This is a genomic window from Gracilibacillus sp. D59, assembly GCF_052246695.1.
Classification (GTDB): Bacteria; Bacillota; Bacilli; order Bacillales; family Amphibacillaceae; genus Gracilibacillus.
This window is the reverse complement of record NZ_JBQQCK010000004.1, coordinates 1-21492: the sequence shown is the minus strand read 5'-3', so window position 1 is coordinate 21492 and position 21492 is coordinate 1. Positions and strand designations below refer to the sequence as shown.

22 protein-coding genes, 11 tRNA genes and 1 rRNA gene are annotated in these 21492 nt (G+C 37.8%); 30 read left to right on the top strand and 4 right to left on the bottom strand.

Annotation, left to right across the window (positions count from 1 at the left end; all coding sequences use genetic code 11):
* Positions 1 to 55: 55 nt before the first annotated feature.
* Complete coding sequence (locus tag ACTWP4_RS08460; RefSeq protein ID WP_443128325.1) at positions 56 to 778, top strand: alpha/beta hydrolase; 723 nt, start codon at positions 56 to 58, stop codon at positions 776 to 778.
* Positions 779 to 1281: 503 nt separating this feature from the next.
* Here ACTWP4_RS08460 and ACTWP4_RS08455 read toward each other — a convergent pair.
* A complete protein-coding gene (locus ACTWP4_RS08455) occupies positions 1282 to 2187 on the bottom strand; it encodes a DMT family transporter (RefSeq protein ID WP_443128324.1) in 906 nt (301 codons plus the stop codon).
* Between the two features lie 401 nt (positions 2188 to 2588).
* On the opposite strand from ACTWP4_RS08455, the gene ACTWP4_RS08450 reads away from it, so the two are divergent.
* Positions 2589 to 4040 (top strand): DEAD/DEAH box helicase, encoded by a 1452-nt coding sequence (locus ACTWP4_RS08450; protein WP_443128323.1) that lies wholly within the window; start codon positions 2589 to 2591, stop codon positions 4038 to 4040.
* Positions 4041 to 4378: 338 nt separating this feature from the next.
* Here ACTWP4_RS08450 and ACTWP4_RS08445 read toward each other — a convergent pair whose 3' ends face one another.
* Positions 4379 to 4822 carry a hypothetical protein gene (locus ACTWP4_RS08445; RefSeq protein WP_443128322.1) on the bottom strand — a complete coding sequence of 148 codons (444 nt, stop codon included), beginning with the start codon at positions 4820 to 4822 and terminating at the stop codon, positions 4379 to 4381.
* Between the two features lie 18 nt (positions 4823 to 4840).
* Positions 4841 to 5599: a rhomboid family intramembrane serine protease gene (locus tag ACTWP4_RS08440; protein ID WP_443128321.1), complete on the bottom strand. Its 759-nt coding sequence runs from the start codon at positions 5597 to 5599 to the stop codon at positions 4841 to 4843.
* A gap of 130 nt (positions 5600 to 5729) precedes the next feature.
* On the opposite strand from ACTWP4_RS08440, the gene acpS reads away from it, so the two are divergent.
* From acpS to ACTWP4_RS08365, 15 genes are all read left to right on the top strand, one after another.
* Entirely contained in the window at positions 5730 to 6098 is a 369-nt protein-coding gene (gene acpS, locus ACTWP4_RS08435; protein ID WP_443128320.1) for a holo-ACP synthase, read from the top strand.
* Between the two features lie 45 nt (positions 6099 to 6143).
* Positions 6144 to 7655 (top strand): NAD(P)H-hydrate dehydratase, encoded by a 1512-nt coding sequence (locus ACTWP4_RS08430; protein WP_443128319.1) that lies wholly within the window; start codon positions 6144 to 6146, stop codon positions 7653 to 7655.
* A 55-nt stretch (positions 7656 to 7710) separates the two neighbouring features.
* Positions 7711 to 8730: a LolA family protein gene (locus tag ACTWP4_RS08425; RefSeq protein WP_443128318.1), complete on the top strand. Its 1020-nt coding sequence runs from the start codon at positions 7711 to 7713 to the stop codon at positions 8728 to 8730.
* Between the two features lie 366 nt (positions 8731 to 9096).
* Positions 9097 to 10215: an alanine racemase gene (alr, locus tag ACTWP4_RS08420; RefSeq protein WP_443128317.1), complete on the top strand. Its 1119-nt coding sequence runs from the start codon at positions 9097 to 9099 to the stop codon at positions 10213 to 10215.
* Between the two features lie 174 nt (positions 10216 to 10389).
* Positions 10390 to 10671, top strand: a complete 282-nt coding sequence (locus tag ACTWP4_RS08415; RefSeq protein WP_018932004.1) for a CopG family ribbon-helix-helix protein — start codon at positions 10390 to 10392, stop codon at positions 10669 to 10671.
* Positions 10672 to 10674: 3 nt separating this feature from the next.
* Positions 10675 to 11025, top strand: a complete 351-nt coding sequence (locus ACTWP4_RS08410; RefSeq protein WP_443128316.1) for a type II toxin-antitoxin system PemK/MazF family toxin — start codon at positions 10675 to 10677, stop codon at positions 11023 to 11025.
* A 161-nt stretch (positions 11026 to 11186) separates the two neighbouring features.
* Complete coding sequence (locus ACTWP4_RS08405) at positions 11187 to 12053, top strand: RsbT co-antagonist protein RsbRA (RefSeq protein WP_443128315.1); 867 nt, start codon at positions 11187 to 11189, stop codon at positions 12051 to 12053.
* A 12-nt stretch (positions 12054 to 12065) separates the two neighbouring features.
* Positions 12066 to 12422 carry an STAS domain-containing protein gene (locus ACTWP4_RS08400; RefSeq protein ID WP_443128314.1) on the top strand — a complete coding sequence of 119 codons (357 nt, stop codon included), beginning with the start codon at positions 12066 to 12068 and terminating at the stop codon, positions 12420 to 12422.
* A 2-nt stretch (positions 12423 to 12424) separates the two neighbouring features.
* Positions 12425 to 12826 carry an anti-sigma regulatory factor gene (locus tag ACTWP4_RS08395; protein WP_443128313.1) on the top strand — a complete coding sequence of 134 codons (402 nt, stop codon included), beginning with the start codon at positions 12425 to 12427 and terminating at the stop codon, positions 12824 to 12826.
* A 99-nt stretch (positions 12827 to 12925) separates the two neighbouring features.
* A complete protein-coding gene (locus tag ACTWP4_RS08390; protein ID WP_443128312.1) occupies positions 12926 to 13936 on the top strand; it encodes a PP2C family protein-serine/threonine phosphatase in 1011 nt (336 codons plus the stop codon).
* 126 nt (positions 13937 to 14062) lie between these two features.
* Positions 14063 to 14392 carry an STAS domain-containing protein gene (locus tag ACTWP4_RS08385; RefSeq protein WP_443128311.1) on the top strand — a complete coding sequence of 110 codons (330 nt, stop codon included), beginning with the start codon at positions 14063 to 14065 and terminating at the stop codon, positions 14390 to 14392.
* Between the two features lies 1 nt (position 14393).
* Complete coding sequence (gene rsbW, locus ACTWP4_RS08380) at positions 14394 to 14870, top strand: anti-sigma B factor RsbW (protein ID WP_443128310.1); 477 nt, start codon at positions 14394 to 14396, stop codon at positions 14868 to 14870.
* Complete coding sequence (sigB, locus tag ACTWP4_RS08375; RefSeq protein WP_443128309.1) at positions 14842 to 15633, top strand: RNA polymerase sigma factor SigB; 792 nt, start codon at positions 14842 to 14844, stop codon at positions 15631 to 15633. The genes rsbW and sigB overlap by 29 nt, the downstream gene beginning before the upstream one ends.
* Positions 15633 to 16238 carry a SpoIIE family protein phosphatase gene (locus ACTWP4_RS08370; protein ID WP_443128308.1) on the top strand — a complete coding sequence of 202 codons (606 nt, stop codon included), beginning with the start codon at positions 15633 to 15635 and terminating at the stop codon, positions 16236 to 16238. Before sigB ends, ACTWP4_RS08370 begins: the two co-directional genes overlap by 1 nt.
* A 653-nt stretch (positions 16239 to 16891) precedes the next feature.
* The gene (locus tag ACTWP4_RS08365) at positions 16892 to 19060 is read left to right on the top strand and encodes a Tex family protein (RefSeq protein ID WP_443128307.1); all 2169 of its coding nucleotides are present in this window, start codon (positions 16892 to 16894) and stop codon (positions 19058 to 19060) included.
* Positions 19061 to 19094: 34 nt separating this feature from the next.
* On the opposite strand, the gene cmpA is transcribed toward ACTWP4_RS08365, so the two are convergent.
* Positions 19095 to 19217, bottom strand: coding sequence for a cortex morphogenetic protein CmpA (gene cmpA, locus ACTWP4_RS08360; protein ID WP_443128306.1), 123 nt, complete (start codon positions 19215 to 19217; stop codon positions 19095 to 19097).
* Positions 19218 to 19281: 64 nt separating this feature from the next.
* Between cmpA and ACTWP4_RS08355 the strand changes: the two genes are divergently transcribed.
* From ACTWP4_RS08355 to ACTWP4_RS08295, 13 genes are all read left to right on the top strand, one after another.
* The gene (locus tag ACTWP4_RS08355) at positions 19282 to 19743 is read left to right on the top strand and encodes a SprT family protein (RefSeq protein WP_443128305.1); all 462 of its coding nucleotides are present in this window, start codon (positions 19282 to 19284) and stop codon (positions 19741 to 19743) included.
* Positions 19744 to 19921: 178 nt separating this feature from the next.
* Positions 19922 to 19996 (top strand) — tRNA-Asn (locus ACTWP4_RS08350).
* Between the two features lies 1 nt (position 19997).
* Positions 19998 to 20088 (top strand) — tRNA-Ser (locus tag ACTWP4_RS08345).
* A 17-nt stretch (positions 20089 to 20105) separates the two neighbouring features.
* A tRNA-Glu gene (locus ACTWP4_RS08340) sits at positions 20106 to 20177 on the top strand.
* Positions 20178 to 20202: 25 nt separating this feature from the next.
* Positions 20203 to 20279, top strand: a tRNA-Asp gene (locus tag ACTWP4_RS08335).
* A 4-nt stretch (positions 20280 to 20283) separates the two neighbouring features.
* Positions 20284 to 20358: transfer RNA gene (locus ACTWP4_RS08330), tRNA-Gln, on the top strand.
* Positions 20359 to 20561: 203 nt separating this feature from the next.
* A tRNA-Lys gene (locus ACTWP4_RS08325) sits at positions 20562 to 20637 on the top strand.
* A 29-nt stretch (positions 20638 to 20666) separates the two neighbouring features.
* Positions 20667 to 20750, top strand: a tRNA-Leu gene (locus ACTWP4_RS08320).
* Positions 20751 to 20822: 72 nt separating this feature from the next.
* Positions 20823 to 20899, top strand: a tRNA-Arg gene (locus ACTWP4_RS08315).
* Between the two features lie 4 nt (positions 20900 to 20903).
* A tRNA-Pro gene (locus ACTWP4_RS08310) sits at positions 20904 to 20980 on the top strand.
* 34 nt (positions 20981 to 21014) lie between these two features.
* Positions 21015 to 21088 (top strand) — tRNA-Gly (locus tag ACTWP4_RS08305).
* A gap of 8 nt (positions 21089 to 21096) precedes the next feature.
* A tRNA-Ile gene (locus ACTWP4_RS08300) sits at positions 21097 to 21173 on the top strand.
* A 94-nt stretch (positions 21174 to 21267) separates the two neighbouring features.
* A 16S ribosomal RNA gene (locus ACTWP4_RS08295) occupies positions 21268 to 21492 on the top strand; the annotation flags it as partial.

Here is a 21492-nt window from a genome sequence, read left to right as displayed (position 1 = left end):
TCGAATGTGACAAGGATTTCTGTATGATATAAATTTTTCAGGAGGTAGACAACTAATGACTGCATGTCTTGTTATTCATGGGTTTACAGGTGGACCGTATGAAGTGGAACCACTTGCTTTACATATAGAAAAATATACAAACTGGCATGTAGTAACACCTAGTTTACCAGGGCACGGATTAGGTGAGGGAAGGGATTTAGACCTTTTAGATGTATCCTATAAAGATTGGATTAAGGAAGCAGAACAAGTCTTTTTGTCATTGAAAAAGGACCATGATGATATCTATTTAGTTGGCTTCTCCATGGGGGGAATGATTGCTGCTTATCTGGCAGCAAAGTACACTTGTAAGAAGTTGGTTCTTTTGTCTACTTCGAGAAAGTATATTAGTATTCCACGTATAAGTGTTGATTTAATGAACTTTGCACAAAAAGCAGTAAGACGAAAGTTAAAAGATGATCATTTGTTTAATCACTACCGGAAAAAATACGGTTCTGTTCCTGTGAAGGCAATCCGGGAGTTTTTAAAATGTATGAAATTTACCAAACCCTACTTGAAGAAAATTCATTGTCCTGTTTTTATAGCTCAAGGAATGCAGGATGGGATGGTGCCATATAAAGCAGTGCATTATTTAGACAAGGAAATACCAGTCGATGCGGAGATTATTTATTATCATGACTCGAAGCATCTAATCTGCCTTGGCGACGATAAAGATGTCGTCATCGATGCAGTCTATCAATTTTTAATAAAAGAAGAAAGAACGCGATCTACTGTTGATTAGTAAATCGTGTTTTTTCATGTACATGTATAGAATACATAAACTGCGAAGTAACCTTCTCGTGGATTTACTTCCTTCCTTTCTGGAGCAAATGAGTGTAATACTACCGCTGCGGCAGAATACTGCGCTTTCCATGGGCACGGCTTCAGCCTCCTCGGAAAGCAAAGATCGCTTTCCTGTGGGGTCTTCAGACTCGTGCTGTTCCCATAGGAGTCTCCGTATTCTGCCTCCGCTAATCTTAGTTTCCTGATTATTGATAATTGAGAACTCATGAAACTATAATCTTTGGAATTCTTGTCTTTGTAACAGAACACTATGCTAATCTGCGGAAAAATGCGATACTCCTAGCTGAGGCCGTGCCCCTGGAAAGGGAGTATTTTTCCGCAGCGACGATCAAGCACTCTTTATCAATCAGATGGAAGAAAGCAACACCAAAAGAACTTTCATTAGTTCACAGTTTGTATCTACTCCGTATCTGGCTAATTAGTGCAATTTCCGCTTCTATTTTAGCTGTGGTCGATGGTTATTTTCATTTTTCTTTTTCTTCTGGTGCTGGCAATGAATAGGAGGAGGCCGAAGAGGACGATCGTTCCCCCTAGCCATTGTGACCAGGTAATAAGTTCGTCCAGGATTAAATAGGCAAGTATTGATGCGCCGATGGGTTCAAAAAGGATACCCATAGAAATAACGGAGGTACTCACCCATTTTAACGCCCAGTTCAGTAAATTCAGCCCCAGAATAGTTGGGACGATAGCAAGACCGAGAAAGATCAACCATTCATCTTGCTCGTAACCTATTAAAGGATTCGAAACAGAGATGTTATATATAATAATCGTTAGTGCACCGATACTGTATGCAATGAATGTATAACTCATAACCGAAAGCTTTGTCCGAACCCCTTGCCCAAGTAAAAAGTAAATCGTAATAAACATGGCACCTAACAATGCCAAAAAATCTCCATAAAGAGCTTCGCCAGCCATTTGGAAATCTCCCCATGCAATAATAACACTGCCAAAAATGGCAATTAGCATGCTGATCACTGTACCTGCAGAAAAACGTTCATGAAAGAACAGATAGGTGCCAATAAAGGCAAAAATAGGTTGTAATGTTACGATCACAGTTGAGCTTGCTACAGACGTATACTGGAATGATTCGAACCATACAATATAATGGATTGCCAAACTGATTCCTGCTACTATCGTTAAAGTCCATTCTCTTTTGGCTAATTTTCTTAATTCGTCTCTTTTTTTAAAAAGAATATATGGTAACAGCAAAATTGCAGCAAATAATAATCGGTAATTTGCTGTTACAGCTGAAGGCACTTCCGTAGCTAATTTAACGAGTACCGCAGCTGTAGAAACAGAGATTACACCAAAGATAATTGCTATATATGGAATGAAATGCTTATTCACAACATCACCTACAATATTTAAAAATCGTTCTTTTTCTTAAGTATAACAATTATTTTAGGAAATCCTAATAATAACTATCCCAAAAAAATTCAATTGTTTGAAACGATACGAAATATTATATAGAATAAACAGGAAGAGTGTGTTATGATGTAGTAATCCATTGAGTGGTCATTTATAAGCCTCTTCCAAATGTGGAGGAAGGCTTTTTTTCATTGTTATTCGTATGTATCTTCGTCAGAGTCAAGATTTCTTACGATAACGACATTTACAAAGGATAGCTTATCCTATTTTTTGCATATTTTTTAATGTAGATAGTATAACTTGGATACACTGTTAATAACGACGAAAAAATGATAATTAAGATGAGATTTATATAGTGAAAAAAGGAGTAGAAATTAATAGTGACAAATTTTAATCAATTAGGTATTTCAGCGTCAATTATGAAAGCACTAGAGAAAATGGGATTCGAAGAGGCAACACCAATTCAAGCTCAAACAATTCCATTAGGGTTGGAAGGTAAAGATGTCATCGGTCAAGCGCAAACAGGTACTGGTAAAACAGCAGCTTTTGGTATTCCGATGATCGAAAAAATTGACCCTAACGAGCGAAAAATTCAAGGGTTAGTTGTTGCACCTACAAGAGAATTAGCAATTCAGGTTTCAGAAGAATTGCACAAATTAGCGAAATTTAAAGGTGTTCGTACACTGCCTGTTTATGGTGGTCAGCATATGGAACGCCAAATTAAAGCATTAAAGGATCGTCCACATATTGTTGTGGCAACACCAGGTCGATTGCTAGATCATTTACGTCGTCGTACAATTCGTGTTGATCAGGTCCACACTTCTGTGCTGGATGAAGCAGATGAAATGTTGAATATGGGCTTTATCGATGATATTCGTGATATCTTAAAGGCGATTCCGGAAGACAGACAAACTTTACTATTCTCAGCAACAATGCCAAAAGAAATTCGTGATATTGCGGCTACATTGATGAAACAACCTGAAGAGGTAAAAGTAAAATCAAAAGAAATGACGGTTTCGAATATCGATCAATACTTCGTGGAAGTACATGAAAAACAAAAATTCGATACTCTTACAAACTTATTAGACATTCACGTACCAGAATTAGCGATTATTTTCGGTCGTACCAAAAAACGTGTTGATGAATTAACAGAAGGTCTGCAAGCTCGAGGTTTTCGTGCTGAAGGAATCCATGGTGATTTGACGCAAGGTAAACGTACCTCTGTGTTGAAAAAATTCAAATTAAGTCGCATTGAAATTTTGGTAGCAACAGACGTAGCTGCGCGTGGACTAGATATTTCAGGTGTAACACACGTGTATAACTTTGATATTCCACAGGATCCGGAAAGCTATGTACACCGTATCGGACGTACAGGTCGTGCTGGTAAGATGGGCGAGGCTATTTCCTTTATCACACCAAGAGAAGTTCCTCACTTACATTTAATTGAAAAAGTTACGAAAAGTAAAATGAAGCGTATGACAGCGCCTAGTTATGACGAAGCAAAAAGAGGCCAACAACAACTAACTGTACAGAAACTAATCAAAACAATTGAGAAAAAAGAATTGCAGGATTACCGAGAGACAGCTAGCGAAATTCTTGACGAATATGATTCCGCAACAGTTGTCGCAGCAGCATTAAAAATGCTAACGAAAGAAAGAAGACAGGCACCAGTTACGTTAACTTCTGTTCAACCGGTTAGTGTTAAAAAAGCTTCCAATAATAAAGGGAATAACAAAAAATTCAGAAATGATAAACGTGGATATGGTCGCAAAGGAAAACAGGGTGGTCGTAACCGAAACTTCCAAAACAAAAACAAACGTAATAAAAGATAAAAAAGAAAACCTTAAATGTCATTCAAAAAGTCCGTTGCATATTTGCAACGGACTTTTGCTTTTGTTACGGTCCTCATCGTCCCTAAAACCCTGACTGATGGAAGAATCACTTTATCTTATGGACAAATGAACTGGATAGTACTTAATTTTGTCCGTAAGATGGATTCTTATAGACAGATTATTAGGATTTAATCATTTTTGTCTGTAAGAACGATTCTCATGGACATATTAATTGGATATTGCAATATTTTGTCCATAAGATCAATTCTTATGGACACTTTTTTAGCATTTCTCTTAATTTTGTCTGTAACATAATACAAAGCTATTGAATCAATTTTTCATACTATCAATATCGCTACTATCGCCAAAATAGGAATACCTAGTACGGTCATGTAGCCGATAAAGGATAGCGACTTTACATAGCTCAGTTCTTGTTGACTTAAGTTTGATGATACTTCCATCACTTCTGCTTTAGCATTTCGAATTTGTAGGAAGCTGAAGATAATAACAGCCAAAATAATAAGCAAAGGTACAATTAAACTAACAATGGATAAGCTGTCTTCTCCCATAAACATAAATCCTAAAATGATTAGAAATATCGGAATTGCTTCAATTAAACCAACTTGAATAAAGAAGCGAATTTGATCTTTTTGCAGACCTTTAAAATGAAATTCATTCCGTTTAATACGATAAGTTAATCCTCTCATTAATCGCTTAAATGCAAATAAAATACCTAATCCAGCGATCACTGCTGATGCTGTAAACAACCAAACTGCTATCAAGATACATTCTCCTTTCGATTAAAATAGACTGGAAATGAATCCGAGTAAAACTAATATGATCAATATACCGAAGAAAATGGGTTTTAAATAAGGCTTGTAACGATATCGTTTTTTGTTCCAACGATTAGGATCAAATCCGAACTCATCGTTTTTTGTTTTTCGTCTATTTTTCCATGGAGAGAAAGGCTGTGCATTCCTCAAGATTACAGGACCAAGTGCAAACCCGGCAATAAAACCGAATAAATGACCTGCGACATTAATATTCGATCGGAAGAATGTCATCACTAGTCCGATAACGGATATAATCAGGATCAGTCGTGCATTTTGTGGATCGATTAGCTTCTTTTCAAAAAAGACCATGAATAAATATAACCCGAACAAACCGAAAATCGCACCTGAAGCTCCTACATGCAGATAATATGGATCAGGTTCTACGATATAAGTAAGTATATTGGCGGCAATGCCAGTAATAAAATAAACGACTAAAAACTTTATTTTCCCCAACATTTGCTCTAATGCGGGCGCAAATAAAATCAGTGAAAAGGAATTAAAAATGATATGGCCGAAACCAGAATGCAGAAAAATCGGAGTGACTAATCGCCAATATTCACCTTGGCTAATCAAACCATTCCAACCAACCCCCATTGTATAAATCCAGTCACCTAAACCAGGAACTAAGCCAACGATCAGCCAAATAATGATTTGAAATGCGACGATGGTGGAAACAACTGGATAAAATTTTAGAAAATCCCTGAAACTTTCCGTACGTAGAAACATAGTATTCTCCCTTTTTATAGTTAATTGCTTATATTTTAGCATAACTGTGAACGATATTAATAGTAGAATTCTCCGTTTTAAAAATCTTGGTAATTAGGCTATACTTACGATATAAATGGAGTTGATCTAAATGATAAAAGGAATCGGAATTGATATCATAGAGCTACATCGAATTAAAGAGATTTTAGAACGCCAGCACAAAATGTTAAATCGGATATTAACAAGAAAAGAAAAAGAAGTGTTAAATCAATTTCAATCGGATAAAAGAAAAATAGAATTTGTTGCAGGGAGATTTGCAGCAAAAGAAGCTTTTTCAAAAGCATGGGGAACTGGAATTGGAAAATTAAGTTTTTTAGATATTGAAATTATCAACCATGAAAATGGAGCACCTGTTTTAAAATCAAAAGTTTTAACTAGTGAAACATGCTTTGTATCTATCTCTCACAGTGAAAATTATGCGGTTGCTCAAGTAATAATTGAAAGTGAATCTGCATATTAGGAGAGGTTGTCTCATACTATTTTAGTGCGGGTAGGAGGGAACAAGATGTACATCGTAACCGCGGAAGAAATGTACGAAATAGATCGTTATGCGATAGAAAAAGGGGGAATCGAGGGCAAGATTCTAATGGAAAACGCCGGATCACAGGTAGCCCAGCGGATAATTCAGGCCTATGATACCAATCGGAAGATGGCGATAGTTGTTGGTAGTGGAAATAATGGTGGTGATGGTTTCGTTATTGCGCGTTATTTAGCGGAATACGGGTATGACGTTTCAGTTTTTCAATTAGTTCCAGATCATAAAATTAAAGGAGATGCGGCATTTCATAAAAAGCTGTGGTTAAACATGTCAGACAAGCTAACCCATGTGGTAGATTCCAATCAACTGAAGCGAAGATTAGTAGATTTTGATGTCGTCATAGATGCGATCCTTGGGATAGGTGTTTCCGGAAATATTCGTGAGCCGATCCGAAATATGATCGATGTAATTAATCATTTACACATTAAAATAATTTCAGTTGATATTCCAAGTGGATTGCCGGCAAATGATGGTATTGAGGTTGATCTTGCCATTCAAGCAGATCAAACATATATCATTGAAGCTCCGAAAGAAACTGCTTTTTGTGAAGAGACCAGTATTTATTATGGTGAATGGGAAACGGTGAAAATCGGAATACCTACAGCTGCTTATGCTAAAAATGCATCGAAAAGAAATTGGTCCAAAGCAAATGTGCAAGCAACTTTCCCGAAGCGCAGCAAGTACGCCCATAAAGGATCTAATGGTAAAGGATTGGTCATTGGTGGTCAGCTAACGATGCCGGGAGCAATTGTGTTAGCAGCAAGAGCAGCACTCCGTTCAGGTGCTGGGCTCATAACCGTTGCAACAATAAAGGAAAATCTCCCGATAGTGTCGACTAGTTGCATAGAAGCTACGTATCACCTTTTACCAAACTTAACGGATCGATTAACAGACGGTGACCTTGAAGCCTTTGAAAAGATAAATGCTATTGCGGTTGGCATGGGTATCGGACGAGAAGAGTCGCAGCTTCTATCCGATTTGATTGAAAATCTAGACAAGCCATTACTTATTGATGCAGATAGTCTGTATCAGTTAAAACCATTATTGGAAACACTTAAGCAGCACGAGGCGCCGATTGTGATTACACCTCATTATGGAGAAATGGCCATGCTGACAGATACAACTATTCCAGAAGTGAAGCGGTCACCTTTTTCTATTTCTAGGCAGTTTGCCGTAAAACATCAAGTCTATGTGGTGTTAAAAGGTAAGCATACTGTCATTACAGCACCAAATGGGAAGCAGATTGTCAGTAATCAGGGGAATGCTGGCTTAGCAAAAGGTGGAACTGGTGACGTATTGTCAGGGATATTATTGACGATGATCATGCAGCATGAAGAGTTGTTGTCAGCACTTGCAAATGGTTGTTATCTGCATGGTAAATCAGCGGATTATCTGGTGGATGATAACCATACTGAAATAGATTTATTAGCTACCGATGTGATCGAAGGACTATCGCAAGTATTTCGTACATTGTCTTAACGTGTGATCGTGTTCCCTTTGTCCACTTGAGATGAGACAAAGGAGAGATGTCGCGATGAAAAAATATACAAGTATTGTAATCGGTATTTTATTGCTTATTGTGTTAACTGCTTGTGGGGAAAAGTCTAAGGAAGATGTTGTGGAAAAACTGGAAGAGACGGTAGAGAATATGAGTGCCTATCAATCACAGGCAATGATGACATTAAATACAGGGAAAGAAAAACAGGCATATAAAGTTGAAGTCGCCCATAAGAAAAAAGATTACTACCGTGTATTATTAAAGAACGAGAATGATGAGGAGAGCAGTCAGATTATTTTGCGTAATGATGAAGGGGTTTTTGTGTTAACACCAGCTTTAAATAAAAGCTTTAAATTCCAAAGTGAATGGCCGGAAAACAATAGCCAGCCATATCTCTATCAATCATTAATACAAGACTTAGTAGACGACAGTGATGCTACATTTACTGTGACAGATAATTATTTTGTTTTTGAAACAAAAACAAGCTACGAAAGTAATAGTAACCTGCCGTATCAAACCATTTATTTTGATAAAAAGACATATGCACCTGTGTTAGTAAAGGTATTAGATCATGATAAGAATACGCTAGTTGAGGTGGAGTTTACGAATTTCGAGATTGATCCGGATTTGCCGGAAAATACTTTTGATATGGAGACAAACATGACGAGCAGTATCTTTGGAGTACCTGTAATGGCTCAAGAGGATCTGCCTAAACAATTAACAGTTCTTTACCCTTCTGAAAATTTAGGTTCGGAACTGGTGGAAGAGAGTCAAATGGATATCGAAAATGGTAAACGTGTGATGTTATCGTATGAAGGAGATAAAAACTTCACGATTATTCAAGAGACGATAGACGTGTATCCGACAAGCACTGCATCCCCAGAAATGGTGAGCGGCGAACCAGTTGATTTAGGCTTTACCGTTGGAGCCCTCACAAATAATTCATTAGAATGGCATTACCAAGGGGTTAATTACTATGTAGCAAGTGAACAATTAACGAAAGAAGAAATGAAAGAAGTAGCTAGATCCATGTCAACAGAAAAAGCAATGAAATAAGATCAAAGCAGACTTTCAAGGAAGTCTGCTTTTTTTATGAAGGAGAAAAGTATATAACCGTTGGTACCATAGCCTATGCACGAAGCGAAGGCGCCCACTTCAACTCCTGTGGGACCCGTTTGCCCTGAAGATCCACTTTTTTGAGCGTTTTTTGCTCGAAAAAGTTAGCTGAAGGGGAACCCCCACGGAGGGGAGTGGGCAGCCGGAGCGGTGGTCAAACGGTCGATGTATTTCATAATGGATACTAATAGCAATTTACTTAGCAAATAGTTATAAGGCACTGCTCTTTTCTTAATTAATATCCTTTTTTAGCAAAATGGTTTATAATGGATTGCGTTAACTCAATCAGGATGAAGGAGTATCAACATGGATAAAAATTTTTACCGTGATTCTTGGGTAGAAGTGAATTTAGATCATATTATATATAATATACAGCAATTAAAAAATAAATTATCAGATAAAACGCAAATTTATGCAGTGGTAAAAGCAAACGCATATGGGCATGGTGATATTGAAGTGGCCGAAGCTGCGCTCAGAGGAGGCGCAACAAGGCTAGCTGTAGCTGTTTTAGACGAAGCATTGCGTCTACGTAAGGGAGGTATTAAAGCACCTATTTTGGTGATGGGATGGATTCGCCCGGAAGATGCAGAAATTGCAGTGCAACATGATATTACGGTTACCTGTTATCAAAAAGAATGGTTAGAGGAAGTACAAAAGCTTTCCCTTCCTCAACCGCTTAAGGTCCATCTTAAATGGGATACAGGGATGGGACGGATTGGTATTCGCAAAGAAAAGGAATTGCTAGAAATAATCCCGTTATTACAGCAAGAGAATGTTTATTTAGAAGCAATTTTTACTCATTTTGCTACTGCTGATGAAGAAAATGTCGAACATTTCGAAGCACAAACAGCTCATTTCGACAGACTTTGGTCTATTTTTCAAGAGAACTGGACACAGCATAAGGTAATGATTCATACAGGGAATAGTGCCGCGAGCATGCGTTTTCCGGAAAAAATGTTTGACTTTGTCCGCTTTGGTATCAGTATGTATGGGCTGTATCCCTCTCCTGTTGTCAAAGCGGAAAAGCCGATTGATCTGAAGCCCGCGCTGGCGTTACACAGCAGATTAATTCATGTGAAAAAAGTAGAAAAAGGAACTCCAATTAGTTATGGGGCGACATATCATTCGAAAGAAGAGGAGTGGATCGGTACTATTCCGCTTGGTTATGCGGATGGTATTCGTCGTGCCTTACAAGGTGCGGAAATCTTAGTTAATGGTGAACGCTGTACAATTGTTGGTCGTATTTGTATGGATCAACTGATGGTTCGGTTAACAAAACCTGCTAAAGTAGGAGATAAAGTTACCTTAATTGGTTCGCAAGGTACAGATCAGATCGAGATGGATGAATGGGCAGCACATTTGGACACGATTAATTACGAAATTGCTTGTATGATTAGTTATCGAGTTCCCAGAATTTATTCATAAAACGTAAAAAAATTAGTCGGTAAGACAAGATAATTCTTCAATCTTCTGGTAATACTGAAGATATATTGTAGAAAAAAACGAAAAATTATCAAAAACCCCTTTGCAATGCCTGTTTCGGAATGGTATGATTGTATTGGATTATCATTTTAGGCTTGTCAATGTTGGTGGAGGTGTATGGTTTTGTCTGAAGACTTACAAGAAGTTGCTGTGAGATTACCTAAAAACCTGCTGAATGAGGTGGATGGCTTGATGAAAAGCGAAGATAGCAATTTAAGTGATTTTATTTGCCAAGCAACAAAGACGTATTTACGCGAAACGAAAAAACGCCATATCCAAGAATCTATGCAAAGAGGTTATATGGAAATGGCCAAAATCAATTTGAACATTGCTTCAGAAGCTTTTCAAGCGGAAGAGGAGGCAGAAAACACCCTAGAACGCTTAGTGAGCGGGGTGTAGGTCTTGATTGTAAAAAGAGGCGACGTATACTTCGCCGATCTTTCCCCTGTTGTGGGATCTGAACAGGGCGGTGTACGTCCTGTATTAGTTTTGCAAAACGATATTGGAAACCGTTTCAGTCCCACTGTTATTGTTGCGGCCATTACTGCCCAGATTCAAAAAGCGAAATTGCCAACACATGTCGAAATTGATGCGGAGAGGTATGGCTTTGAACGGAATTCCGTTATTTTATTGGAACAGATTCGTACAATTGATAAACAACGATTGACAGATAAAATAACACAATTAGACAGTAACATGATGGAACGTATAGATAGAGGATTAGAAATTAGTTTAGGTTTAACTGATTTCTAATCCTCTATCTTCAAACACCCTTGCTAAAAATAGCAAGGGTGTTTTTGACAAGTGGTAGCAAAAAATGGCCGATTTTGTATATTTAATATGATTGTAATCGAAAAATATACTTTTTTATTGTAAACTATTAGATAGAAATGAAAATTGTGGAGGTTGGAACGATGCCAGAGACATTACGTAGAATCGTAATTGAGAACAGTGATGTGATTTCTAAAAATTGGTTAGATGATATTACAGAAAAACGCAAGTCTGACTACACTTCAAGTATATCCGATAGTTTATATCACACTACCAACCAAGAGTTCATCAATGTTATTTTTTCCAGTATTAACCGCAGAGGGGATACTGCGGAAATGGATGATTTTGCAGAACGCCTAATAAATCTTGGCTGGCCGTTGAGTTACATTACAGATGGACTGCAAACATTTAGAAGAGTAACAATTGATTATATTTTAAGTCAGTCCGATCAGGTAGATACAGAGGAGTTTTCTCGTATTTTAAATATTGTCGAAGATTGGGTAGAGCCAATTATTAACCAGCTTGTGAATCAATATTCAGGGAGCTGGGAACATACGGTTTCCTTGCAAAGAATGGCATTGCAGGAGTTATCCGCTCCGCTTATCCCAGTTATGGACAATATTACTGTAATGCCTTTAATTGGAACAATCGACACAGAACGTGCCAAATTAATTATGGAAAATCTTTTAGAAGGTGTTATGAAACACAATTCGGAAGTAGTATTGATTGATATTACTGGTGTTCCGGTTGTGGATACAATGGTTGCCCACCATATTATTCAAGCTGCAGAAGCAGTACGCTTAATTGGAGCAACTTGTATATTAGTAGGTATTCGCCCGGAAATTGCACAGACAATTGTTAATCTAGGTATTGATCTTAGTAAATTTCCGACAAAAAGTTCTCTAAGAAAAGGATTTAAAACAGCATTAAAATTAACCAATCGTGAGATAGTTGATTTAGATAATTCCAAAGAAGAAGATATCATCAAAATCATGGACTCACTTAAATAAGGAGGTGCTCTTATGAGAATACCAATATTAAAACTACACAACTATTTATTGGTATCCATTCAAATCGATCTCGATGATCAAACTGCAATTGATTTTCAAGAAGACTTACTTAGTAAAATACATAAAAGTGGAGCAACTGGAGTGGTCATCGATTTAACCTCTGTAGATATTATTGATTCTTTTATTGCAAAAGTGTTAGGTGACGTCGTATCAATGTCAGATTTAATGGGGGCAAAAGTAGTACTAACTGGTATTCAGCCTGCAGTGGCGATGACTTTGATTGATTTAGGTATACATATGCAAAACGTTCCTACAGCACTTGATCTAGAGCAGGGGCTAGTTAAACTTCGCCAGGAACTGGAGGAGTAGTTATGATTACAAAATCAAGTGTGCAAATAAAAAAAGAGTGGGATATTGTAGGGGCAAGGCAGATGGGGAGAGAATTAGCAAAGGAACTAGGATTCGGTACAGTAGACCAAGCCAGAATTGCTACTGCAATTTCAGAATTAGCCCGTAACATATATTTATATGCTGATAAAGGTAAAGTGGCATATGAAACAGTAGAAGATATGAATAAAAAAGGGCTGAAAATCATTGCATCTGACCAGGGCCCTGGGATTAATGATTTAAGTAAGGTAATGGAAGATGGTTTTTCTACTTCTGGCGGACTCGGTGCTGGACTACCAGGTGTAAAAAGATTAATGGATTATTTTGATATAGTGTCTGATCCAGGGAAGGGTACGACCATAACTACGATCAAATGGGTTCGTTAAGAGAAATACACATATGTTATAGAAGGTTCACTTTACCCCTATTCCAAAAGGATAATAAAGTTTTCCAATTTGCGCCAATCGTAGTTAGGAGGTAATGAGATGGAGCCCTATAAGTTCGATGTCAACAGCTATCGAAATTTATTAAAGAAATATATTGCGTCACAAGACGAAAAGTCCTTATATCAAGCAGAACAATTTAGTAAGTTATCGATGCAACATAATATATCTCCTGAGGAAATTATTAATGTGCATATCCAAGCGTTAAAAGAATTGTATCCTGATTTACCTGCAGAGATAGATTCATCCATGAATTTCCTTTTAGAAACGATGATTTCGTATGGACTAGCATATCAGGAATTTCAATCATTAAGAGAAAAACAAGGAGAGTTAGAGTCTGAAATCTCTATAGCTGCAAATATGCAACAGACTCTTCTTTCTACAACAAAACCGGAAATAGAAGGTTTGGATATAGGTGCGATTAGTGTACCTTCTCATCAAATGAATGGTGATTACTATCATTTTGTGACTGATGAATCTAACAATTTAGGAATTGCAATTGCGGATGTCATAGGTAAAGGTATACCAGCTGCATTAGCGATGTCAATGATCAAATATTCTCTGGATAGTTTTCCAGATACAATGAGAAGTCCTAGTGTGATATTGGAAAATTTAAATCGTGTGGTAGAGCGGAATGTAGACACTAGCATGTTTATTACGATGTTTTATGGATTATTTAATCGTGAAACAGGATCCTTGCAATTTTCTTCGGCTGGTCATGAACCTGGTTTTTATTACTGTGCAACAAATGATAAATTTTTTGAAATTAAAACAAAAGGGTTAGTGTTAGGTGTATCCGCTCAGGCAATATATGAACAGTTTGACATTACCATGGAATATGGTGATATGGTTGTATTGTTAACGGATGGCGTGTCGGAATGTCGGATTGGTGAACGGTTTATTGAAACGGAAGAAGTACTGGAAGTGATACGTAAGTATATGCATTTACCTGCACAGGAAGCGGTAGAGCAAGTATATCGTCATTTTGAACGTTTACAAGATTTTCAGTTAAGAGATGATTTTACGCTAATCTTTTTAAAAAAAATGGTTTAGTGCGAAAACAAACAGGGAATGGTGAAACGTAAGTCTTATACCAAAATTATGATACGTCTTAACTGTAAATAGGTTAAATACATGTAAACCGCAAAGCATAACAAGGGTGACGAGGAGGTAACCATTTTGAACTTAAATGTTGAACGAAATGATAATGGTAAAACACAAGGGTTAAAATTAGCAGGAGAAATTGATGCCTATACCGCGCCTAAACTGAAAGAAGCTCTTTTGCCGTTAACAAAGTATGAAGGAACAACAATTGTTGTAGATTTAGAGCGTGTTAACTATATGGATAGTACGGGATTAGGAGTATTCATAAGTGCACTGAAGTCAACTAAAGAGTACAATAGTGATTTACGATTAGTTGCATTGCAAGATCGTGTTAGACGTTTATTTGACATTACTGGATTAGATAGCATTATTAATATTGATTCAACGGTACGAGGTGAGAAATAATATGGAATCCTTTGACTTCATCGAGATGAAAGTACCAGCAAGGGCAGAATATGTAGGGGTAGTTAGGTTAAGTACATCAGGAATTGCTAACCGGATGGGATTTAGTTACGAAGAAATTGAAGATCTAAAAGTAGCCATTTCTGAAGCGTTGTCCAATGCCACTGAACATGCTTATAAAAAAGAGGATGGTGGAGAGGTTACAATTGGTTTCGGTCTTTATCAAGATCGTTTAGAAGTAATGGTTGCTGACCGTGGAGGTAGTTTTGATCTACAAAAAATAAAAAATGATATAGGACCTTATCAAAACAATCAGTCTATTGAAGATTTGCGCGAAGGAGGCTTTGGCCTATTTTTAATTGAAGCTTTGATGGACAAGGTAGAGATCAAAAATGATTATGGTGTGATTGTGTTAATGACCAAATACCTCCATGAAAATGAGGTGGATATCAATGACGACCAGATCTCGACCACACAATAATCGTGAGGATGAGATTTATCAGTGGATTCGAACCTTTCAAGAGAACCCTGATGATCAAATCATACAAGAGAAAATTGTTTTAACCTATCAAAGACTTGTGAAATCTCTGGCGCGAAAATATGCCAAAAATGAAATGATATACGAGGACCTAGAGCAAGTAGGAATGTTAGGACTTCTAGCAGCTATTAGAAGATATGATCCAGATGTAGGTAGATCTTTTGAATCTTTTGCTATCCCTACGATTATCGGAGAAATCAAGCGTTTTATTCGTGATAAAACATGGAGTGTACATGTTCCTAGAAGAATTAAAGAATTAGGTCCAAAGATCAAAAAAGCGACAGAGGCTTTAACAACAGATAATCAAAAATCGCCTACAATTAAAGAGATCGCTGATTATATAGAAGTATCAGAAGAAGAAGTACTTGAAACCATGGAAATGAGCCAAAGTTATAATGCTTTATCGGTTGATCGTAAAATTGAGGCAGATTCAGATGGTAGTGAAGTTTCGATATTGGATTTAATCGGCAACCAAGATTCGGGATATGAAGATGTGGATCGTCAATTACTTCTAGAGAAAATTATGCCTATTTTAAATGAACGAGAGCAGGAAATTCTTCGATACACGTATTTTGAGAATAGAAGCCAGAAAGAAACTGGTGAATTGCTGGGGATATCACAAATGCATGTATCCAGAATTCAACGACATGCATTGAAAAAACTTCGTGAAGCATTACAAGCTGAAAATATGGAGGCCATTCGTTAATGCAAACTAGTCATCAAGTGGAAGTTTCTGTTTTTCAAAAAGCTAAAAAAGGTAATTATTATTGTGGAGACAGTTATTTCTACCAAGAGTCTGATGGGAAATTTATTTGTGCATTAGCTGATGGACTTGGAAGTGGTGAATTCGCAAAAGAATCATCCCAGATTGTGATGGACGTGATTCGTGATAATAAAGATGATTCAGTAGCATCAATGATGAGGAAAAGTAATGCAAGGTTGGTAGGAAAACGAGGTGTCGTCTTAGGAATCTTACAACTGGATTTAAAGGCAAAGCGCTATGCCTATTCTTCGATTGGAAATATTGGTTTAATGACCATTACTACTAACTCTATTAAAAAGAGAAATATTCCACAGGCTGGCTATTTAAGTGGCTATGACCGCCCGTTTAAAGTTATGTCTGATCAGCTTGAAGAAGGTATGGTTTTTGTCATGTTCTCCGATGGTGTAACATCTAAAGAAATTTCCAACTCTTATTATCTTCATCAGGAAGTGAATCATATAACAGATACTTTTGCTTATTTATATCAACATAAACTAGATGACGACACTACTCTGATAGCTATGAAATACAATGAGGAATCCCGTTAAATGATGGGGATTCCTTTTTTCTTATGGCGAACTCAAAACGAAGCAATCGACTTAAACTGCGAAATAACTTCTTGAAGACTTGCTCTTTTTCATTCTAGTTCTGGTAAGTGCTATGACACGCTCCGGCAGAATACTCCGCTTTCCGTGGGCTCGGCTTCAGCTAACTTTGTGAAGAAAAGCACTTCACAAAGTGGATCTTCAGCTCTCGCTGTCCCACAGGAGTCTCCGTATTCTGCCTACGCTAATTTCAGTGTTCTGATTATTGAAAGAACAGAACTATTGAATTATGTTCTTCGTATTTCCTGTCACTTTAACAGAACACTATGCTAAGCTCCGGAAAAATGCGACACTCCTGAGGCCGTGCCCCGGAAAGTGAGTATTTTCCGCAGCGACGAAATTCGCACTTAACTTCAGAAGAATGGAAGAAAGCTACATTAAATCGAATTTTTCATTGATTCGCAATTTGTATTTATTTTGAAACAAATAATATAAATAGGACTGGGTGAGGATTGACTAGAGTTGTGCTGGGATAGATAAGCTGTGGGATAACGGGGGTTTTTTTAGGATGTTCATGAAGTAACTTAGGGTATTATGTGAACTACCCTTTTCTTTTTGTTAAAATAAAGAAGGATTAGTATGAAGGAGGAAACGCATTGGCAAATAGTGAGGAACATATTCAATTAATTAATGCTGTTACCGATAGGACAAAAATTAATCAAAAAGCAGTGAAAAGTGTTATTAGTCTATTAGAGGAAGGAAACACAGTCCCTTTTATTGCACGTTATCGAAAAGAGATGACAGGCTCACTTGACGAGGTGCAAATTAAAGATATCCAAGATGCATGGAACTACGTTAATGCACTAGCTGATCGTAAACAAGAAGTGATCAGGCTTATAGATGAACAAGGGAAGCTAACAGATGAGTTGCAACAGGAAATTGTGCAAGCAACCCAATTACAGAAAGTAGAAGATTTGTATCGGCCATATAAACAAAAACGTCGGACAAGAGCAACGATTGCTAAAGAAAAAGGGCTAGAACCATTAGCTGAAACAGTATACCAAAAGCAAAATATCGATCTGGCAGATAAAGCTACAGAATTTTTATCAGAAGAACATGAATTACATACAGTAGAAGATGTCCTTGAAGGTGTACAAGACATCATCGCAGAGTGGATAGCGGATGAACCAAAGTATCGTGAACATATCCGTAAACAAACTTATCAAAAAGGGCTCACCACATCCAAAGCGAAGAAACCTGAGTTAGATGAAAAGAAAATCTATGAAATGTATTACGAGTACAGTGAAGCTGTAAGTAAAATTGTCTCACACCGCATTTTAGCACTTAACCGTGGGGAAAAAGAAGATGTACTAAAAGTTTCGATCGAGCCACCGGTAGACAATGTGCTTGAATACCTTCAAACACAAGTAATTAGAAAAGATGCAACACCACAAATAAAAGAATTTTTAATTCAAGTTATAGAAGATAGTTATAAACGACTGACACAACCATCTGTTGAAAGAGAAATTCGATCAGCTTTGTCAGAGAAGGCTGAAGAACAAGCAATTGATATTTTCTCTAAAAACCTAAAAAGCTTATTGTTACAACCACCATTAAAAGGTAAATATGTATTAGGTGTTGATCCAGCATTTAGAACGGGTTGCAAACTAGCGGTTGTTGATGATACAGGAAAAGTAAAAGCAATTGATGTTATCTATCCAACAGCACCAAAAAATGATACAGCTGGTGCAGAGAAGAAGGTCATCAAATTTCTGAAAGAATTCCCAGTTGAGTTAATTGCGATTGGCAATGGTACTGCATCAAGGGAAACAGAGCAGTTCATCGCAGGCGTGATTGAAAAACATCAGCTAGACATTGCCTATATTATTGTTAATGAAGCAGGAGCAAGTGTATACTCCGCATCAAAATTAGCTCGTGAAGAATTTCCTGATTTACAAGTAGAAGAACGAAGCGCTGTATCGATTGCCAGACGTATCCAAGACCCATTGGCAGAGTTAGTAAAAATCGAACCAAAAGCAATAGGTGTTGGTCAGTATCAACATGATGTCAGTCAAAAAAGACTTACCGAATCCTTGACCTTTGTCGTAGAAACAGCCGTAAATCAGGTCGGAGTTAACGTGAACACAGCTTCCTCGTCTTTATTGCAATATGTATCTGGTTTAAATAAGACTGTAGCCAATAATATCGTAAAGTATCGTGATGAACATGGAAAATTCACAAAACGAAAACAGTTGAAAGTTATACCAAGGCTAGGGAACAAAACATATGAGCAAAGTATTGGTTTCTTAAGAGTGATGGATGGTGAAGAACCATTAGACCGTACACCGATTCACCCGGAATCTTATACAGCAGCAAAGCAGGTTTTAACAGAAATGAATTGCTCGGTAGAAGATTTAGGAACGGAGCAATTGAAAGAATTGGTTAATCGGTTGGACAAAAAAACGCTAGCTGAACAGTTAGAGATTGGTTTACCAACTTTAGACGATATTCTGGGGGCTTTAGTAAGTCCAAATCGTGATCCTCGTGACGATTTACCACAACCACTATTGAAGAAAAACGTATTGTCTATGGAAGATCTTCAAAGTGGTATGGAACTTCAAGGGACAGTTCGGAATGTAGTAGATTTTGGTGTGTTCGTAGATATTGGAGTAAAGCAGGATGGATTAGTCCATATTTCGAAAATGTCTAACCAATTTGTGAAGCACCCGATGGACATTGTTTCTGTAGGTGATGTAATTACAGTATGGGTAGATCAAGTAGATCATCAGAAACAACGAATTGCTTTAACCATGATTTCATCTTAAAAAAAGAGAGTAAAGGGTACTTTATAGGTGCCTTTTACTCCGCTTTATTTTGTTCTTTATCACAATAGAAAAACCAGCATTGATTCAACAAACGAATTTGATACTTATTTTTATGAAGGAATGCGCCTGTTAATTGTCTTTTTAACCAATTAGGCATTTTTATCATCCTTTAATTAATATGTTATTTTATGTTATGTAATTCGAGAGATAGGTGTGAAAGTATGGAAGTGATGACGCAGATTGAATTAGAAAAGCTTACAAAGGATATTTCCAATGAGGTGTTTAAGAAACCATTTACTGATGAAGTACGCTTTAATAATCGATTAAGAACAACGGGTGGTCGGTATATACCTACTAAACGAGTGATTGAGTTAAACCCTAAATATTATAGAGAGTTGGGATATGAAGAGTTCGTTGGTATTATTAAACATGAACTATGTCATTACCATCTTCATATAGAAGGAAAAGGATATCAACATCGCGATCCTGAGTTCAAACAACTTTTAAAAGCAACGAACTCACCTAGACATTGCAATCCTTTACCATCAATGAACAATGATTTTAAATATGAATATCAATGTTCTTCTTGTTATCATGTATATAAAAGAAGAAAAAGAATCAATGTTAAAAGGTATCGTTGTGGGAAGTGCAGAGGTAAATTAACACTTATTCAAAATAAATAGAAAAATTGATAATCCTATTGACTAAGGTACAAACAATATGATAAATTATATTGGTGTCACTTTGAAAGGCACTTGTCTTGGTTAGTGACAGCAACTGAAGAAATTTTGAAAAACAGTTGACATTTTGTTCTGAGTATTATATTATATTTAACGTCGTCAACATGAGTTGACTCATTATTCCACAGTAGCTCAGTGGTAGAGCAATCGGCTGTTAACCGATCGGTCGTAGGTTCGAATCCTACCTGTGGAGCCATGGAGAAGTACTCAAGTGGCTGAAGAGGCGCCCCTGCTAAGGGTGTAGGTCGCGTAAGCGGCGCGAGGGTTCAAATCCCTCCTTCTCCGCCATTAACACTTCAATTAATGGCCCGTTGGTCAAGTGGTTAAGACACCGCCCTTTCACGGCGGTAACACGGGTTCGAATCCCGTACGGGTCATCCCATTTATAATAGAAATTTAATAGGTCCGGTAGTTCAGTTGGTTAGAATGCCTGCCTGTCACGCAGGAGGTCGCGGGTTCGAGTCCCGTCCGGACCGCCATTGTTGGGCTATAGCCAAGCGGTAAGGCAACGGTTTTTGGTACCGTCATGCGCTGGTTCGAATCCAGCTAGCCCAGCCATTTTTTTGACTAAAAATAACCTTAACTATTCGTCTTGAAGACGGATATACTATTCTCTCTATTTGATCGATTCTTCACAAAGTGACAGATAAGGTCAAATTAAGCAGATGTAGTTGAGGATGCTTCTACTGTTTCTCTGTTTCTACTATAATGTAGTTTCTAAAACAGAATGCGAGCTGCCGTCGTGATTAACATTGCATCAAGAGCCATTAGCTCAGTTGGTAGAGCATCTGACTTTTAATCAGAGGGTCGGAGGTTCGAATCCTCCATGGCTCACCATCTATACTCTAAGTTTACATGGATTGCGAGCGGTCGTGGCGGAATGGCAGACGCGCTAGGTTGAGGGCCTAGTGGGAGGTAATCCCGTGGAGGTTCAAGTCCTCTCGACCGCATCAAAAATGAATAAAAAAACTATTGACTTAGTCGAACGCATTGTGTTATATTAATAGATGTCGCTTTGATAAGCGCCCGTAGCTCAATTGGATAGAGCGTTTGACTACGGATCAAGAGGTTAGGGGTTCGACTCCTCTCGGGCGCGCCATAACCGGGAAGTAGCTCAGCTTGGTAGAGCACTTGGTTTGGGACCAAGGGGTCGCAGGTTCAAATCCTGTCTTCCCGACCAGTCGATCACATTGAAATTTTCTTATTTATATTATGCGGGTGTAGTTTAGTGGTAAAACCCCAGCCTTCCAAGCTGATGTCGAGGGTTCGATTCCCTTCACCCGCTCCATAGTAAATGGGCCTGTAGCTCAGCTGGTTAGAGCGCACGCCTGATAAGCGTGAGGTCGGTGGTTCGAGTCCACTCAGGCCCACCATTTATACCATTGATCTTTGAAAACTGAACAAAACAACCAGTATGATTTTAAACATGAAACAAAAGCTAGCTTTTAGAAGCGAGCGCAAGTCAACTTTATTGAGAGTTTGATCTTGGCTCAGGACGAACGCTGGCGGCGTGCCTAATACATGCAAGTCGAGCGCGGGAAGCGAACAGATCTCTTCGGAGTGATGTTTGTGGAACGAGCGGCGGACGGGTGAGTAACACGTGGGCAACCTGCCTGTAAGACTGGGATAACTCCGGGAAACCGGGGCTAATACCGGATAATACTTTGCTTCGCATGAAGGAAAGTTGAAAGA

Excerpts from the sequence above, each read along its gene's own strand:
- ACTWP4_RS08395 (WP_443128313.1), top strand. The coding sequence starts at position 12,425 with ATGATTACAAAATCAAGTGTGCAAATAAAAAAAGAGTGGGATATTGTA.
- ACTWP4_RS08415 (WP_018932004.1), top strand. The coding sequence starts at position 10,390 with ATGGTTTTGTCTGAAGACTTACAAGAAGTTGCTGTGAGATTACCTAAA.
- ACTWP4_RS08430 (WP_443128319.1), top strand. The coding sequence starts at position 6,144 with ATGTACATCGTAACCGCGGAAGAAATGTACGAAATAGATCGTTATGCG.
- sigB (WP_443128309.1), top strand. The coding sequence starts at position 14,842 with ATGACGACCAGATCTCGACCACACAATAATCGTGAGGATGAGATTTAT.
- cmpA (WP_443128306.1), bottom strand. The coding sequence starts at position 19,217 with ATGCCTAATTGGTTAAAAAGACAATTAACAGGCGCATTCCTTCATAAA.
- ACTWP4_RS08460 (WP_443128325.1), top strand. The coding sequence starts at position 56 with ATGACTGCATGTCTTGTTATTCATGGGTTTACAGGTGGACCGTATGAA.
- ACTWP4_RS08405 (WP_443128315.1), top strand. The coding sequence starts at position 11,187 with ATGCCAGAGACATTACGTAGAATCGTAATTGAGAACAGTGATGTGATT.
- ACTWP4_RS08400 (WP_443128314.1), top strand. The coding sequence starts at position 12,066 with ATGAGAATACCAATATTAAAACTACACAACTATTTATTGGTATCCATT.
- ACTWP4_RS08440 (WP_443128321.1), bottom strand. The coding sequence starts at position 5,599 with ATGTTTCTACGTACGGAAAGTTTCAGGGATTTTCTAAAATTTTATCCA.
- ACTWP4_RS08425 (WP_443128318.1), top strand. The coding sequence starts at position 7,711 with ATGAAAAAATATACAAGTATTGTAATCGGTATTTTATTGCTTATTGTG.
- ACTWP4_RS08370 (WP_443128308.1), top strand. The coding sequence starts at position 15,633 with ATGCAAACTAGTCATCAAGTGGAAGTTTCTGTTTTTCAAAAAGCTAAA.
- alr (WP_443128317.1), top strand. The coding sequence starts at position 9,097 with ATGGATAAAAATTTTTACCGTGATTCTTGGGTAGAAGTGAATTTAGAT.
- ACTWP4_RS08390 (WP_443128312.1), top strand. The coding sequence starts at position 12,926 with ATGGAGCCCTATAAGTTCGATGTCAACAGCTATCGAAATTTATTAAAG.
- rsbW (WP_443128310.1), top strand. The coding sequence starts at position 14,394 with ATGGAATCCTTTGACTTCATCGAGATGAAAGTACCAGCAAGGGCAGAA.
- ACTWP4_RS08355 (WP_443128305.1), top strand. The coding sequence starts at position 19,282 with ATGGAAGTGATGACGCAGATTGAATTAGAAAAGCTTACAAAGGATATT.
- acpS (WP_443128320.1), top strand. The coding sequence starts at position 5,730 with ATGATAAAAGGAATCGGAATTGATATCATAGAGCTACATCGAATTAAA.